14 protein-coding genes and 1 tRNA gene are annotated in these 14,700 nt (G+C 61.6%); 14 read left to right on the top strand and 1 reads right to left on the bottom strand.

The features are described 5' to 3' along the window. Positions 1 to 139: 139 nt before the first annotated feature. The 14 genes from QMF81_RS05500 (at position 140) to QMF81_RS05435 (ending at position 14,421) form a co-directional block, all read left to right on the top strand. The gene (locus QMF81_RS05500; RefSeq protein WP_281752798.1) at positions 140 to 1,918 is read left to right on the top strand and encodes an ATP-binding protein; all 1,779 of its coding nucleotides are present in this window, start codon (positions 140 to 142) and stop codon (positions 1,916 to 1,918) included. Positions 1,919 to 1,955: 37 nt separating this feature from the next. After that, positions 1,956 to 2,411: an RT0821/Lpp0805 family surface protein gene (locus tag QMF81_RS05495; protein ID WP_281752796.1), complete on the top strand. Its 456-nt coding sequence runs from the start codon at positions 1,956 to 1,958 to the stop codon at positions 2,409 to 2,411. A 246-nt stretch (positions 2,412 to 2,657) separates the two neighbouring features. Next, the gene (locus QMF81_RS05490) at positions 2,658 to 3,407 is read left to right on the top strand and encodes a cytochrome c3 family protein (RefSeq protein WP_281752794.1); all 750 of its coding nucleotides are present in this window, start codon (positions 2,658 to 2,660) and stop codon (positions 3,405 to 3,407) included. 6 nt (positions 3,408 to 3,413) lie between these two features. Continuing rightward, positions 3,414 to 4,604 carry a 4Fe-4S dicluster domain-containing protein gene (locus tag QMF81_RS05485; protein ID WP_281752793.1) on the top strand — a complete coding sequence of 397 codons (1,191 nt, stop codon included), beginning with the start codon at positions 3,414 to 3,416 and terminating at the stop codon, positions 4,602 to 4,604. Positions 4,605 to 4,626: 22 nt separating this feature from the next. After that, positions 4,627 to 5,580: an RnfABCDGE type electron transport complex subunit D gene (locus QMF81_RS05480; protein ID WP_281752791.1), complete on the top strand. Its 954-nt coding sequence runs from the start codon at positions 4,627 to 4,629 to the stop codon at positions 5,578 to 5,580. 5 nt (positions 5,581 to 5,585) lie between these two features. After that, positions 5,586 to 6,173 (top strand): RnfABCDGE type electron transport complex subunit G, encoded by a 588-nt coding sequence (gene rnfG / locus QMF81_RS05475; RefSeq protein ID WP_281752789.1) that lies wholly within the window; start codon positions 5,586 to 5,588, stop codon positions 6,171 to 6,173. A gap of 10 nt (positions 6,174 to 6,183) precedes the next feature. Then, complete coding sequence (locus QMF81_RS05470) at positions 6,184 to 6,900, top strand: electron transport complex subunit E (RefSeq protein ID WP_281752787.1); 717 nt, start codon at positions 6,184 to 6,186, stop codon at positions 6,898 to 6,900. A gap of 15 nt (positions 6,901 to 6,915) precedes the next feature. Then, entirely contained in the window at positions 6,916 to 7,491 is a 576-nt protein-coding gene (locus QMF81_RS05465; protein ID WP_281752785.1) for an RnfABCDGE type electron transport complex subunit A, read from the top strand. Positions 7,492 to 7,506: 15 nt separating this feature from the next. Beyond that, positions 7,507 to 8,388 carry an RnfABCDGE type electron transport complex subunit B gene (rnfB, locus tag QMF81_RS05460; protein ID WP_281752784.1) on the top strand — a complete coding sequence of 294 codons (882 nt, stop codon included), beginning with the start codon at positions 7,507 to 7,509 and terminating at the stop codon, positions 8,386 to 8,388. Between the two features lie 10 nt (positions 8,389 to 8,398). Then, positions 8,399 to 9,397, top strand: coding sequence for an FAD:protein FMN transferase (locus QMF81_RS05455; protein WP_281752782.1), 999 nt, complete (start codon positions 8,399 to 8,401; stop codon positions 9,395 to 9,397). 42 nt (positions 9,398 to 9,439) lie between these two features. After that, positions 9,440 to 10,978 carry an ATP-binding protein gene (locus QMF81_RS05450; RefSeq protein ID WP_281752780.1) on the top strand — a complete coding sequence of 513 codons (1,539 nt, stop codon included), beginning with the start codon at positions 9,440 to 9,442 and terminating at the stop codon, positions 10,976 to 10,978. Positions 10,979 to 11,065: 87 nt separating this feature from the next. Further along, a complete protein-coding gene (locus QMF81_RS05445) occupies positions 11,066 to 12,193 on the top strand; it encodes an HD domain-containing phosphohydrolase (protein ID WP_281752777.1) in 1,128 nt (375 codons plus the stop codon). A gap of 132 nt (positions 12,194 to 12,325) precedes the next feature. Continuing rightward, on the top strand, positions 12,326 to 13,432 hold the full coding sequence (locus tag QMF81_RS05440; RefSeq protein WP_281752775.1) for a cobalamin-dependent protein: 1,107 nt from the start codon (positions 12,326 to 12,328) through the stop codon (positions 13,430 to 13,432). Beyond that, positions 13,429 to 14,421 (top strand): GGDEF domain-containing protein, encoded by a 993-nt coding sequence (locus tag QMF81_RS05435; protein ID WP_281752774.1) that lies wholly within the window; start codon positions 13,429 to 13,431, stop codon positions 14,419 to 14,421. The genes QMF81_RS05440 and QMF81_RS05435 overlap by 4 nt, the downstream gene beginning before the upstream one ends. A 109-nt stretch (positions 14,422 to 14,530) precedes the next feature. Here the strand turns inward: QMF81_RS05435 and QMF81_RS05430 are convergent. Next, positions 14,531 to 14,607, bottom strand: a tRNA-Asp gene (locus QMF81_RS05430). Positions 14,608 to 14,700: the final 93 nt, after the last annotated feature.

The following is a 14,700-nucleotide window of genomic DNA, read 5'->3' as shown; positions in this document are numbered from 1 at the left end:
CAACTCCACACTCCGAGAATCAACAACATCGCGTCCCCTAACCGGAGACGCCACAAGCTTCAACCGGACGCACGCCACTTGGAAAGATATTTTTTTTGAGGTATTGCCGATGCCGATTTCCACGCCATCAGGAGGTCGTATGTCCCCCACCCGCCGCGCCGTCTTCCGGCTCCTGATTATTTTCGTTGGTTACGCCGCCATTGTCTCTGCGCTCTCCTGGGCGTGGTATTCTCTGGAAACAGAAAATTTTACCAAGCAGCTGGACCAAAAACTCCTGGCTGCCACCAGCACCCTCAAGGACCTCTTGGCCCCGGATTTCCATGACCGCGCCCGCACCCCGACCAGCATCTCTTTGGAAGAAGAACTGGAGAACCGGCGCAAATTCAATGCCCTCAAGGAGGCCTTGGGCCTGACTTGGGTGTACACGGTGATCCGCACAGAGAGCGGCGAATACGTCTTTACCGCCCCGAGCGTGTCCGAAGAAGAGGCCAAGGAACGCCTGTCCTGGTATTTCTATCCCTACCAGGAAATTCCCGAGGCATTCACCCAGGCCTTGGCCCAGCGCAGCAACGCAACCCACGAATACCGCGACGAGTGGGGGCGGTTTCGCTCCTTTTGCCGCACGGAAGTAAGCCCCGGCGGCCAGCCCTATTTGGCCTGCGCGGACATCGATATCTCCCGTATCGAGGCATTCACCACCCGGCATCTGCTCATCACCCTGGGTGTTGCCACGGCGTTTCTCGCCCTGGCCGTGCCGGTGGGATTCACGGTGCGCGGCATGTACCGCGACCACCTCACGGCCCTTCAGGAGGCGCACACCACCCTGGCCGAGCAAGAGGCCTCCCTGCGCACCATCCTCGACAACCTTCCTGTGGGCGTTGCTGTGGTGGATGCCACAGAGCGCACCGTGCGCTCCGCCAACCCCAAGCTCCTGGAGATGCTCGAAGCCACGGCCGACCAGGTCATCGGCCACGACTGCAAAAAAACCATCTGCACCCAGTGCGCCACCCCGTTCTGCCCCATCCTTGACGGAATCCCGCCGCAACCTTCTGACCTCGCGATTACCACCTTCACCGGACGCAGCGTGCCGGTGCTCAAGGCCGCGGTCCCTGCCACCCTGGCGGGCAAGCACGTGCTCGTGGAGGCGCTCATCGACATCTCGGCCCAGAAGCGCCTGGAGGCAGACCTCATCCACGCCAAAGAGGCTGCAGAGGCCGCGGCCCGGTCCAAGGCGCGCTTTCTGGCCGTCATGAGCCACGAACTGCGCACCCCCCTCGGCCACATCCTGGGGGCGCTGCAAATCTTGCCGCACCTGGATTCCCCGGCCAAACAAAAACCCATGACCGAGGCGGCCCAGAATGCGGCCCGGGCACTACTCACCCTGCTCAACGACATCCTTGATCTGGCAGCGCTGGAAGGAACGGCCATCCAACCATCCCCAGCCGTCCACCCGGTCATGACCATCCTTTCGCCCATCATCCAAATCGCCGAGCCTCAAGCCCGAAGCAGGGGGCTCTCCTGGGAAGCCCCGCCCCACGCCGGGGCAACCCATGTGGAGTGCGACGCCACCCTGGTGCGCAAGGCCCTGCTCCATGTGGTCAACAACGCCATCAAGTTCACGCCCCGCGGCACGGTACGCCTCGAGTCCTGGACCCACGGCACCGGATGGTACATCGCCGTGCACGACACCGGCCCAGGCATCGACCCGCATCTGCTCGACACCATCTTTGTCCCCTTCACCCAAGCGAACATGGAACTCAACCGCGAGCACGGCGGCAGCGGGATAGGGCTCGGGGTCGCCTCGGGGATTATACGGCTTCTCGGCGGCAGCATTTGCGTGGACAGCGAACCCGGCGCAGGGGCGACCTTTATCCTGGCCTTCCCCCGGGCCGTTGCCAACCAGGACGCCGCAGTTTAGCAATCGGCCCGTCTGTCACCCGAACATGGAGGTCATCATGCACAAGACACTGGGAATACTCTTCATGGCAGCCGTGCTCGCCCTGCCCTCGGGCTGCGCCACCAAAGGACAAACCGGGGCGGTCATCGGCGGCCTGGGCGGTGCTGCCGTAGGCGGCCAATTGGGCCCCAAGAACAAACGCGGCCAAAACGCCCTCATCGGCGCTGCCGTGGGGACGCTCCTTGGCTACATCGTGGGCAATGAGCTGGATAAGTACGACCGGCAGCAGATCTCCACGGCCCTGGAGCGCTCGCCTTCCGGCCAGGCCACGTCCTGGGTCAACCCGGATACCGGTCGCGCCTACCAAATGACCCCTGCCCCGGCCTACACCGCTCCCAACAACGATATCTGCCGCGATTTCACCCTCACCGGCCAGGACGCCTCCGGCCGACCAGAAACCATCCATACCAAGGCCTGCCGCAATGCCTATGGGCAGTGGGTGCTCATGAACTAAACCGCCTGTGCCGGTCCTCGAGGGTCGGCACAGCTCCTCTTGCAAAAAACCAAACGATAATCGACTTCTCGCCTCCCCCTTCCAAGGCATCCCTCATTTTTTTTCAAAAACCCCCTTTACATCCAATTCCTTCTTGGATAGACGACCTGCAACCTTCTTTTGAAGGTTTGTATTTTTTGCGGAAAAAATGAATTTCGGAAGGCAAAAGTCCATTTTTTTGTCAAACCGGAACACAAGGACACAGCTTTGAACAAGCGCTATCTTCCCATCAGCATTGTATGCGGCGTTTTTGTCCTCGTTCTTGTGGGCAATTTTGCCCGTCAGGCACCATCCAACGAAATTCCAGTCCGCTTACGGCTGGAAAATAAAGGTGGATCTGTTGTCTTTACCCACTCGCGCCACATCGATTACGTCAAAACCATGGGTAAAGATTGCGCGGCATGTCACCATGACATGACGGTCACCCAAAAAGATCCCCTGCCGTGCGGCAGCTGTCATGCCACGGAATTCAACACCACCTTCTCTGCCGAGCACCAGCGCACGCTACCCAAAGAAAGCTGCACCAAGTGCCACCATGCAGAGATGGGGACCATCAAGTACGACCACGACACCCATGCCCAAAGCTATGCCGCTGCATGTACCGACTGTCACCATAGCCCGGACATCGAGGCCGAGCCGCAAGCCTGCAAAAACTGCCATGGTCCTGCGGCGGATGGCGCCACGCCGGCCCTGCGGGATGCCGTGCACACCCGCTGCCAGTCCTGTCATGAGGACATGTATGGTCAAAAAATGGCAGGATGCGCCTCGTGCCACAACTTCCTGCCAGGAACGAGCGAGGCCAAGCAGCCCCCGTGCGCCTCGTGCCATTACGAATCCGACGCCATCCCCATGCCGGCGCGCATGGAGTCCTTTCATGGGCAGTGCATGCAATGCCATGAACAGGCGGGCAAAGGCCCCTTTGGCGATAAGTCCTGCAAACGTTGTCATACCAGGTAGGACGGCATGAAGAAACTCAGTACTGCAGCTTCCCTTTCGGACAGCATCCGGAGCCTCCCCGATCCCCAGCGGGTGCGCATCGCCCTGGCCCCAGGACACTCACCCGTGGTGAAGAAAAAGCAAGTGGTGGGCAAGGGACAGGTCCTCGCCGAAACGACGTCTTCTGGCCCCTTCGGCGTGGGTTTCGTCCATGCCACCATCGACGGCATGGTGGAGGACATTCTGCCGGATGCCATCGTCCTTGGACCCATTCCTGCCCCGGCCGAAGGCAAAGAATCCCCTGCGCCGGAGCGGCCAGGGCGTGCAGACCCCAAAAGCCTTGCCGACGAAGCCCTGGTGCGTTGGCTTCGGGAGATGGGCATCGACACTTTCCGGTTCCACCCCTCCCGGACCTTGGTGGTCAATGGTCTCAACCCCGAACCCGGGGTCTTTGTGAGCGAACAGCTCTTGCGGGACGAGCGCGCCACCTTGGATGCAGGCATCAACCTGCTGGAGCGGGCCATCCGCCCGGGCAATGTCCACCTCGTGGTCGCCCGCGGCTCGGGGTATGGCCTCCACGGTGCCCATGTGGTGGAAACGGATCCGGACTATCCCTTCACCCTGGACGCCCTTGCTGCCGTGACCGCCACGGGCTCGGAAAATCCCGAGGCCACGGACGTCATCTCGGTGGCAGATCTGTACCGGGTGGGACGCGTGGCCACCACGGGCCTGCCGCTCACCGAAGCAGTGCTCACCGTGGAAGGCCATGCCGTGCGCGTCCCCACGGGCATGCCCATCGCGGAGGTGCTCGCAGCCCTCGGCGTGCAGGTCCCGGCCGGGGCCACGGTGGCCTTGGGCGGCCCCATGACCGGCGAAGCCATCAGTTCGCTGGATATCGGTATGCCGGAGAACTGCACGGCCATCACCATCGTTCCCCCAGGACGCTACCCCCAGGTAGGCTCCAATCCGTGCATCAATTGCGGAGAATGTGTCCTCGTGTGCCCCGCGCGTATCCAGCCGGGCATGCTTTCCCGCTATGCCGAGTTCGCCCTCTTTGAAGAAACCCGGCCTCGACATATTGCGGCGTGCTTGGAGTGCGGCCTGTGCACCTATGTGTGCCCAGCCAACCGGCCAGTGCTCCAGTATATCCGCCTGGCCAAGCACAAATTGGAAGAACAGGACGCCTTTGTGGCCACCTGCAGGCTGCAGGACGAATAGCAACTCCAGCGAGGAACAGCGCATGGTCAGCCAGCAATCCCCTTCTCTGCATACCGTCACGGCGCCGCCCTTCTGGCACTCGGGCAGGACCGTGACCGGCGACATGTATCGGCTGCTTGTGGCCTTGGTGCCTGCAGCCCTTCTGGGTGTCTTCCGCTTCGGCTACGATGCCGTGACGGTCCTGGCCTTGGCCGGACTGACCGCGGTCATCACCGAAGCCCTCATCCAGCGCCTCATGGATCAGTCTCCGTCGGCCCATGACTTTACCGCCCTGGCCGACGGCATCCTCCTGGCCTTTCTGCTGCCCGCCACCGCCCCGTGGTGGCTGGTGGTGGTGGGCAGCGCAGTGACCATCATCCTCGGCCGCATGGTCTTTGGGGGTTTTGGCGGCAGCCCGGTATGCGCCCCGGCGGTGGGCTGGTGTGTGCTCACCGTCTCCTGGCCTGGGTATATGGATCTCAACGGCATGCTGCTGCGCTGGGACCTGGTGGAGCCGCTCAGTGAGCTGAAATATTTCGGGGTGGAGGCCATCTCGGGCATCTCTCTTTCCAGCCTCGTTTTCGGCCAAAATCTCGGTGCCCTCGGCGCCTCCCAGACAGGCTTGGTGCTGGCGGCAGGCGTGGCACTTCTCTGCATGGGGCAGATCCGCTGGTACATCCCGATCTCGTACCTCGCCGGGGTGTTCGGCACTGCCCTCATCTATTGGCTCATCGATCCCCAGCTCTATGCCGCGCCCCTCTTCCATCTCCTTGCCGGCACCACGATATTCACCGCCTTTTTTCTCCTCCCCTATCCCTCGGCCTCACCGGTGTTTCGCATTCCCATGATACTTTTTGGCCTCATGGCGGGCGCGCTCACCATCCTCATCCGGGTGTATGGCATCTACCCGGATGGGACGCCCTTTGCGGTGCTCCTGGCCAATCTCTGCACCCCGCTCCTTGACCTCATCCAACCCAAGCCCTTTGGCGGGAGGTAGACGCCATGATGGAAATTGTCCGCATGATCGTCGTGCTGTCGGCAATCACCGGCCTGGCGGGATTTGTCCTTTCGGGCCTCAAGGTGTGGACCTCGCCCATCATTGAAGAGCAGGTTCTCACTTACGTACAAAAACCCGCCATCCAGCAAGTCTTCTTCGATGCCGCCAACGATCCCATCGCTGACCGGAAAAAATTCGCCAAGCCCGGCGGCGGTCCCAACGAGGAACTCTTGGTGTTCCCGGTCATGAAAAACGGGAAGCTGCAGGCCATCGCCATGGAAGGTGCAGGCAAGGGGTATGGTGGTGACGTCAATGTCATCGTCGGTATCGACACCACGACCGACAAAGTCGTGGGCATCAGCATCACCACCCACAAGGAAACCCCGGGCATCGGCTCCCGAGTGGCTGAGCCCAGCTTTACCAAGCAGTTCAAAGGGCGGCTCCTCGAAAAGGCCAAGCTCAAAAAAGAAGGTGGAGACATCGACGCCATTTCCGGCGCTACCTACTCGTCCATCGGGGCCACGGAAGCCGTCAAACAGGTCGCCGGCTGGTACGCTGCGCTCAAAGATTCCATCAAAACCACCTGGCAATAGGAAGTACGCTATGGGCTCCATAACCTCCGAATTCACCAAAGGTCTCTGGAAAGAAATTCCGCCCTTTCGCCTGGTGCTCGGCCTGTGCCCCACCCTGGCGGTGACCACCAGCGCCGAAAACGGCCTCGGCATGGGCGCGGCGGTCATCTTTGTGCTTGCCCTCTCCAATGTGCTGATTTCCCTCGTGCGCTCCATCATCCCCAAAAAGGTGCGTATCGCCTGCTTCATTGCCATCGCCGCTTCCCTGGTGGTGGCCGTGGAGATGCTCATGCAGGCCTTTGCCTACCCCCTCTACCAACAGCTCGGCATCTTCGTGCCGCTCATCGTGGTCAACTGCATCATCCTCGGCCGCGCCGAGGCCTTTGCCGCCAAGAACCCGCCCCATCTGGCCCTGGCCGATGGATTGGGCATGGGCATCGGCTTCACCCTGTCGCTCACCTTTCTCGGCAGCCTGCGGGAAATCTTCGGCGCAGGCACCTGGTTTGGTCACCACGTGTTCGGGCCGAGCTTTGACCCCTTCACTTTCATGGTGCAGGCACCCGGCGCCTTTGTCTGCCTCGGACTCATCCTGGCAGGCATGAATTTCCTCACCATCTGGCAGGCCAAACGCAAAGGCTTAGAGGTGGATCCCAATCTCGATGCCGGATGCAAAGGCTGCATGGCATGTAAGAAAATGGACGAGATCGCCGCCCAAAAACGCTTGGAACGCTTGGGCGCCAAGGCCTAAGGCAAGGAGCATCGTATGGACATCTTTCTGCTCTTCATCTCCGCCATCTTCGTCAACAATATCCTCTTGGCGCAGTATTTGGGCAATTGCCCGTATCTTGGATGCTCCAAGGAAAAGAGCGTCGCTATCGGCATGGGTGCAGCCGTACTCTTCGTCATTGTGCTGGCGACCGTCATTACCTTCCTCATCCAAAAGTACATCATGAACCCGTTCCAACTGGGATATCTCCAGACAATCATCTTCATTCTGGTGATTGCAGCACTCGTCCAGTTCGTGGAGATGTTCCTCAAAAAGATGGTTCCTCCTCTCTACAAGAGCTTGGGGATCTATCTCCCGCTCATCACCACCAACTGTGCAGTGCTCGGTGTGGCCATCTTGGTGCAGCGCAAAGAGTTCGACCTCTGGACGTCCTTTCTCTACTCCATCGCCGCATCTCTGGGCTTCCTTTTGGCCATTGTGCTCATGGCCGGCATTCGGGAGCGCTTTGTGGTGACACGTCTGCCGCGCTCCATGCAGGGCGTGCCCAGTGGTCTGGTCATGGCGGGGATCATGTCCCTCGCCTTCTTGGCCTTCAAAGGTATGATCGCCTAACCCCAGGAGCATCGCATGATTGCTGAATCCGTCGTCACCTTGTTCGGCCTGGGCTTTGTCTCCGCCAGTATCCTTTCGGTGGCCTCGCGGCTTTTGGCCGTGGAAGAAGACCCTCGCATTGAGGTGGTCACCGAGGCCCTGCCTGGGGCCAATTGCGGTGGGTGCGGCTTCGCCGGGTGCGAGGCCTATGCTACGGCAGTGCTCAACGATCCCAACGTCCCCCCCAACCGCTGCTGCGCCGGAGGTCCGGACGTGGCCAAGCGGGTGGCGGAACTCACCGGCAAGGCCGCCGGAGAAGTGGAGCCTATGGTGGCCTTCCGCCGCTGCGTCAAAGTGGAAGGCAAGGTGGCCCACAAGTACGATTACGCCGGCGCCACCACCTGTGCCGGGGCGAAACTGCTCGACGGTGGCCCTGATGCCTGCCGGTACTCCTGCATCGGCTTTGGGGACTGCGTGCGCGCCTGCCCCTTCGACGCCATGTGGATCGAAGACCACCTGGTGCACATTTCCCCTGCCAAATGCACCAGTTGCGGCACCTGCGTGCGCACCTGCCCCAACGGCATCTTGGAACTCATCCCCCGCCGGGCGCGGGTCATGGTCTTTTGCTCCTCCAAGGACAAGGGCAAGGCCGTCAAGGATGTGTGCGAGGCAGGGTGCATCAGCTGCGGGGCCTGTGTGAAAAAGTGTCCGGCCAAGGCCATCGCCATCGAGGACAACCGCATCGTCATCGACCACAAAGCCTGCCTGGCCTACGGTCCCTCCTGTGAAGAGATCTGCGTGACCACGTGCCCCCGCTCGATTTTGCGTTGCCTCCAGCCCGAGACCGTCTCCGCCCCCCCGGAGACCGAACCCGCCCATATTCCGGAAGAAACCCACGTGGTGGACCTCAACGCGTAGGAGAAGCACCATGCGCACCATGAATCGTCGCCAAGCCCTCCAGCTCCTTGCGGCCTGCACTGCGGCCACGGCTGGAGCACCAATACTGCGCGCGCTGCCTTGTGCTGCGGCAGGACTGCCATCGCTCCAGGAGGAGCGCCTCCTGCTCGGAACCATCGTGGGCATCACTGCGGTCGCCCCTTCAGCCCACCAGGCCCAGGAAGCGATGGATGCGGCATTCGCCACCATCAACCGTCTCGATGGGATACTGAGCCGCTACAATCCCCGCACCCCCCTTTCGGCGCTCAACGCCCACGGACAGCTGCACGACATTCCTGGGGAACTCCAGACCGTCATGGAATATGGTCTCGAGCTCCATAAGGCCACGGCCGGGCGCTTTGATATGACCATCGCCCCGGTCCTCGACCTCTTGGAGCGCACCCAGGCAAACCCCGACCCCGCAGACCTCCGAGAGGCCTTGGCCCTTGTGGACAGTGGACGAATCCGCATGGCAGGCGGCCATCTTGCGCTCGCTCAAGACATGGCCATCACCCTGGACGGCGTGGCCAAAGGCTATATCGCCGACGCGGCGGCCCAAACCCTGCGCGCGCACGGCATCGCCCACTTCCTCGTGGACGCCGGCGGCGATATCCGGGCCCAAGGCTCCCCAGAGGGACATGCCTCCGGCCGGCCTTGGGTGGTGGCCATCGAGGATCCGGAGAAACGCGGCCAGTACCCCACCACCATCCCCCTGCGCGACGGCGCGGTGGCCACCTCCGGAGGCTACGAGCACCCGGTGGGGGCCACGACCCACCACCTGCTGGACCCGCGCTCCGGCCGCTCTCCCCAGCATGTGCGCAGTGTCTCGGTGATCGCGCCCACCGTCATGCAGGCGGACGGTCTGGCCACGGCCCTTTCCCTCATGCCGCCACGCGAGGCCCTGCGCCTGATCGCAAGTCTTCCGGGATGCGCCTGCTTCCTGGTGACCGCCAGCGGAGGGTGCCTCGCATCCCCTGGCTGGCCGGCCTAAAAAACTCTTTCCACGCCGCCCCCCGGGCGGCTTTTTCATGCCATGAACACGTCCCCCAAAGCCCATGCCCCGGAAAAAGGGCTTGCCGCCACCAAGACGGACCTCGAACGCATCTTCGATGCCATCCCGGATGTGATCTTCGAGACCGACGCCGAAGGCCGGGTGCGCTGGGCCAATGTGGCCATGAGTCGCCTTTTGCGCCTGCCATTGCAGGATATTCTCGGCAGACCATGCGCCGAACTCTTGGGGTGCTCTTGGTGCTTGCTGCCTCTGCCTAGCCATCCCCAAACCGCTCCCACCTCTTTTCCGGCTATCCCTGGATGCTTCATCGTCACCCGCACGGCGATCACCGGTGCACCAGGAGAGCGACGCGGGCACCTCTGCGTGCTCCGGGACGTCACCCAACTGGAACGGTTCAAAGCCACCATGGAGATGGTCGAACACAAGTACGCGGCGATAGTGAACAATGCCTTCGAGGCCATCTTCCAGTCTACCCCGGACGGCCGACTGCTCACGGTCAACCCCAGCATGGCCCGGATCTTCGGCTACCCAAGCGCGCAAGCCATGCTCGCCGAAGTGCAGGACATCGCGACCCAACTCTATGCCCGCCCTGAAGACCGCGCAGCCCTCCTCGAAGCGTTACGCACCAACGGATCGGTCCAGCACAAGGAAATCCTTTTCCGACGCCGCGATGGGAGTCATTTTCATGGTCTGGTGAGCGCCCAGATACTCCATGATCCGGAAGGAGAAAAAAGCCGCCTCGAAGGGATCATCGTCGATATCAGCGAACGCAAGATCCTCGAGACCCAGATGCTCCAAAACCAGAAACTGGAGGCCATTGGACAGCTGGCCGCAGGCATCGCCCACGAAATCAGCTCGCCCATCCAGTATATTCAAGGCAACCTGTGGTATCTCCGGGATGCCTGCACCGCCATTGACGAATGGGTCCGCACCGTCCCGCAACCGCCGGAAGATGTTCTTGCCTTTCTTAAAGAAATGCCCACGGTCCTGGCGCAGATGGACGAAGGACTCAAGCGTATCACCCATATCGTGGATTCCATGCGCCGCTTCTCGCACCCGGGCAGAGAGCATCAACGCACCGATCTCAATGCACTGATCGAGCACGCCACGGTGCTCACGCGCAATAGCTGGAAATACGTGGCCGAGCTCACCACCGACCTCGATCCATCGCTTCCCCCCGTGTCCTGTGCCCCGCAAGAAATCACGCAAGTCCTTGTCAACATTATCGTCAACGCCGCGCAGGCCATCGCGGCCTCACCCAACCAAGAAACTCCAGGTCGCATCCGCGTGGCAACCCAAACCGTGCCCGGCGGCGTGGAGATCCATATCGAAGACAACGGCCCTGGCATGGACGAAGCCGTGCGGCAGCGCATCTTCGAACCCTTTTTCACCACCAAGCCTGTGGGGGAAGGTACCGGCCAGGGACTCTTCATCGCCCAGCGCATCATCGCCCAAGGCCACAACGGCGAGCTCCGCTGCACCAGCTCCCCAGGCAAAGGGGCCCGATTTACCATCTTCCTGCCGCGGCCCCCAGAGCCGGAAGAAGATGCCGCCCCTTGAAGGGCCCGCACGCCATAATCGGCGGCCCCTCGAGGGACTGTCCGCCGGCCTCACGCAGGACCTCTTTCAAGCGAACGGAGTATCCCCATGCCCGAACGGATTTTATTTGTGGACGACGAAAAGTTCGTTCTCGACACCTTCCAGCGCAACCTGCGCGGCAAATTCGACATAGACACCGCCGAAGGGCCAAAGTCCGCCCTCAAAAAACTCGAAGCCGCAGAATTTGCCGTCGTCGTGGCGGACATGCGCATGCCCAACATGAGCGGCGCCGAACTCCTGGAGGTGGTCAAAAACCGCTGGCCACAGACGGTACGCATCATGCTCACCGGCTACGCGGACATCGACAACGCCATGAAAGCCGTGAACCGTGGGGCCGTATTCCGCTTTCTCCTCAAGCCCTGCCCCCCGGACGCCCTCACGCGCGCCCTCACCGACGCCCTGGAACAGCACCGGCTCCTGGTGGCAGAAAAGCAGCTCCTCCACGGCACGCTGCGCGGCTGCGTGCAGATCATGTCCGAGCTCTTGGAGTTGGCCAATCCTACGGCTTATGGACGGGGGGAACGCGCCAAGGCGCTGATCGTGGCCATGGCCAAATTCCTCGGCGCAGAAGCGCTCTGGAAGTACGAACTTGCGGCCATGCTCAGCCAAATCGGCTGTCTGTCCCTGCCTCAGGACATCTTGGAGCGCCGCTTGGCCGGAGAAACCTTGTCCCCGGAGGAAGAGCAAATCTTCCTCATGCACCCGGCCATTGCCGCCAATGTGCTCCGCAACCTCCCCCGCCTGGAAGAGATCTCCGAGATGGTGGCGGACCAAGAAGCGCCGCTGGAAAAAAATCCCTGTTTGGGAGCGCGCATCCTCAAAGTGGCCTTGGACTACACCGATGCCGCCAACCGCGGCCACGAAGAACACATAGTGGAGCACATGCGCCAGCATCCTGAAATATATGATCCCCGCATCGTTGGTGCGCTCCAATGGTATCTCGTGGCTCAAGCAGGCCAGCAGGTAGAGCGGCTTCCCATCGCCGAGCTTCGCGCAGGCATGGTGCTCGCCGAGCCGGTGGTCACCGCTCAAGGGCAAACCCTCATGCGCAAAGGTCAAACCATCTCGCAAGCAGCCATCGAACGTTTCCAATTTGCCCAGGTCTTGGGCATCCGCGAGCCCATCGCGGTTTTACGGCCCAAGGAAGATGCCTCGCCACGCTGCCCCATGCCTTAAGGCCATGTTCCTCTCACGGCCAATGCACCCCAACGCAGGCGTTCGGAAGAGATGGCCAGGGCTGGCAATGTGTCGGTTTCCTCTTGCTCTCTCCATGCATTGGAGTAGAGTTCCCTTACGGAGGTCTCTACTATGTGTGCGCCCCAAGATCCATTGCCCGCGCCGGTGCCTCAAGAACAGGCCGAAAATTATGCCCAGCATACGAGCGCCTTGGTGGAAGCCGTCAATACCGCTCTCTTTGCACGAACCGACCTGATGGATCTCCTGCATGATTGCCCCAGAGAAACCATCGCCGCCAATCATCGCAACCATGCCGCCTTCATGGCCACGGTCTTGCGTTTGGGCAATTTCGTGCTCCTGCGCAAAACCCTCCCGTGGGTGTATCGCGCCTACCACAACCAGGGCGTCGCCTACGCGTATTTCCGGGTGGAGTTGGAAACCTGGATAAACGCCATCAGCCGTATCCTGCCGCCTCCGGTGGACGGCATTCTCGCCGTGTACCAATGGATGCTCGACCGGCACGAGACAACCATCGCGGAGTCCCAACGGCCCAGCCCCACACCGGAACCCGAAGACCCGAAATGGAAGCCCACCTGCGCCGATTTTACCCGGGCCATCATGGCCGGGGATGTGGTGGCCTGTCTGAGCTACGTCCGCCAATGGGTGCACGATGCCGACTCCATGCTGGAGTTCTTTATCCAAGTGCTCCAGCCTGCCCTCTACACCGTGGGCGCGCACTGGGAAAACGGCACCATCACCGTGGCCCAGGAACACCTGGCCTCAGCCATCGTCGCCCGCATCCTGGCAAGCATCCCGGCCGCAAGTTTCGCTCCTCCAGAGCTTCGCCGGGGCACAGCAGTGGTCAGCGCCGCCGCCAACGAATTTCACGAAATCGGCGCCTGGATGGTGGCCATGGCGCTGGAGAGCGATGGCTGGAACGTCCACTACCTCGGGGCGAACACGCCTCGCCAGGACTTGGAAGAATTCGTGCGCCGCACCCAACCCGATTTGCTGTGCCTTTCCGTGGCCATGCCCTTCAACCTGGAGGCAGCCCATCGCACCATCGCTGACCTGCGCCGGGACCCGGAAACCGCGTGCATCCGCATCCTCGTCGGCGGACAGGCCTTGCTCCATGACCCGGAAATCGCCCACACGCTCGGTGCCGATGCCTTTGCCCCCTCCTGCAGTGCGGCCCGAGACGTGGCCCTAGAACTCTTGCGTTCCAAGAGGGAGCCATGAACGAACCCACACCGCCGTGGCTGCCGATGTTGCAGCAATTCCTCGAACATTCGGACGCCGTGGTGCTCATCCACGCCGACCGCGAAGGCACAGTCAAGGCATGCAACCTCGCCCTCATGCGCCTGCTCCACAAGGACGAACGTCCCATTGGCACCCTGGTGACGGAGATCTTCATCACCCCCCTGGGCGAGCAGTTCGAGTCCTTGGCTGAAATGGTAAACGGCGCACCGCTGCCCCAGGTGGTCAAACTTCGAGGCTCCATGTATCTCTTCAAAATGATGTGCTGGCACTATACCGACGGCACGGTGCTCCTGGCCGAACGCATCGGCACGGCCAACGAGGCCATTCTTCAGACCATGACTTCCCTCACCAACGAGTTGGTGAACATTGGCCGCGATCTCGCCAAGAAAAACCGCGAACTGGAAGAGGCCAAAGCGCACATCGAAGTCTTGAGCCGCACCGATCCCCTCACCGGTTTGGCCAACCGCCGGTATTTTCTCGAGCGTTTCGACGAAGCAATCTCTTTGGCCCGCCGCCACAATTCCCCGCTGTGTGTGCTCATGGCGGATTTGGACCACTTCAAAAAGATCAACGACTCCTTTGGGCACGAGGCTGGCGACCGCGTACTCCAGCATTTCGCCACTCTCCTCAAAAATTCCTGCCGTAAGGAAGACTTGGCGGTGCGTATGGGAGGAGAAGAATTCCTCGTGCTGCTGCCGCACACCACAGAAAACGAGGCCCTGCATGTGGCCGAGCGCTTGGGTGAGGCCATGCGTACGGCGCGTATCCTGGATCCCCACACGGTCATCACCGTGAGTATGGGCATTGCCCGTCTGCGCCCTGACGATACCCAGGACCGTCTGCTGCGCCGGGCCGACGAAGCCCTCTACCGGGCCAAGGCGTTGGGGCGGGACCGCGTGGAACTGGTGCGCGAGGACTGCCACCATGAGCCGCCGGAAACACATGCGGCCACAACTTCCCCCACGTAACGACCACCGGTTGCGCCGCCCTGGCCATTGCTGCAGCCCCGAACCACCCGGCAGCACGGAAACGCCATAAAAAAACGGTCCAGAGAACCTCTGAACCGTTATCTTCCAGTGGCGGGGCCGATGGGACTCGAACCCACGGCCTCCGGCGTGACAGGCCGGCGTTATAACCGTCTTAACTACGACCCCGCTGTGGCTTTGGAGCAGTGCCCCGCAGCGCGAAGTCGGTCTTTAGGGATATGCCCTCCAGCTGTCAACAACTTTTTTCGCCCGCGTTTGCCG

The organism is Thermodesulfomicrobium sp. WS (genome assembly GCF_027925145.1).
Lineage (GTDB): Bacteria > Desulfobacterota > Desulfovibrionia > Desulfovibrionales > Desulfomicrobiaceae > Thermodesulfomicrobium.
This window is presented reverse-complemented; position numbering and strand designations above follow the sequence as displayed.

Coding starts and splice junctions, on each gene's coding strand:
- QMF81_RS05465 (WP_281752785.1), top strand. CDS start 6,916: ATGGACATCTTTCTGCTCTTCATCTCCGCCATCTTCGTCAACAATATC.
- QMF81_RS05470 (WP_281752787.1), top strand. CDS start 6,184: ATGGGCTCCATAACCTCCGAATTCACCAAAGGTCTCTGGAAAGAAATT.
- rnfG (WP_281752789.1), top strand. CDS start 5,586: ATGATGGAAATTGTCCGCATGATCGTCGTGCTGTCGGCAATCACCGGC.
- QMF81_RS05450 (WP_281752780.1), top strand. CDS start 9,440: ATGAACACGTCCCCCAAAGCCCATGCCCCGGAAAAAGGGCTTGCCGCC.
- QMF81_RS05455 (WP_281752782.1), top strand. CDS start 8,399: ATGCGCACCATGAATCGTCGCCAAGCCCTCCAGCTCCTTGCGGCCTGC.
- QMF81_RS05500 (WP_281752798.1), top strand. CDS start 140: ATGTCCCCCACCCGCCGCGCCGTCTTCCGGCTCCTGATTATTTTCGTT.
- QMF81_RS05435 (WP_281752774.1), top strand. CDS start 13,429: ATGAACGAACCCACACCGCCGTGGCTGCCGATGTTGCAGCAATTCCTC.
- QMF81_RS05445 (WP_281752777.1), top strand. CDS start 11,066: ATGCCCGAACGGATTTTATTTGTGGACGACGAAAAGTTCGTTCTCGAC.
- rnfB (WP_281752784.1), top strand. CDS start 7,507: ATGATTGCTGAATCCGTCGTCACCTTGTTCGGCCTGGGCTTTGTCTCC.
- QMF81_RS05485 (WP_281752793.1), top strand. CDS start 3,414: ATGAAGAAACTCAGTACTGCAGCTTCCCTTTCGGACAGCATCCGGAGC.
- QMF81_RS05495 (WP_281752796.1), top strand. CDS start 1,956: ATGCACAAGACACTGGGAATACTCTTCATGGCAGCCGTGCTCGCCCTG.
- QMF81_RS05440 (WP_281752775.1), top strand. CDS start 12,326: ATGTGTGCGCCCCAAGATCCATTGCCCGCGCCGGTGCCTCAAGAACAG.
- QMF81_RS05480 (WP_281752791.1), top strand. CDS start 4,627: ATGGTCAGCCAGCAATCCCCTTCTCTGCATACCGTCACGGCGCCGCCC.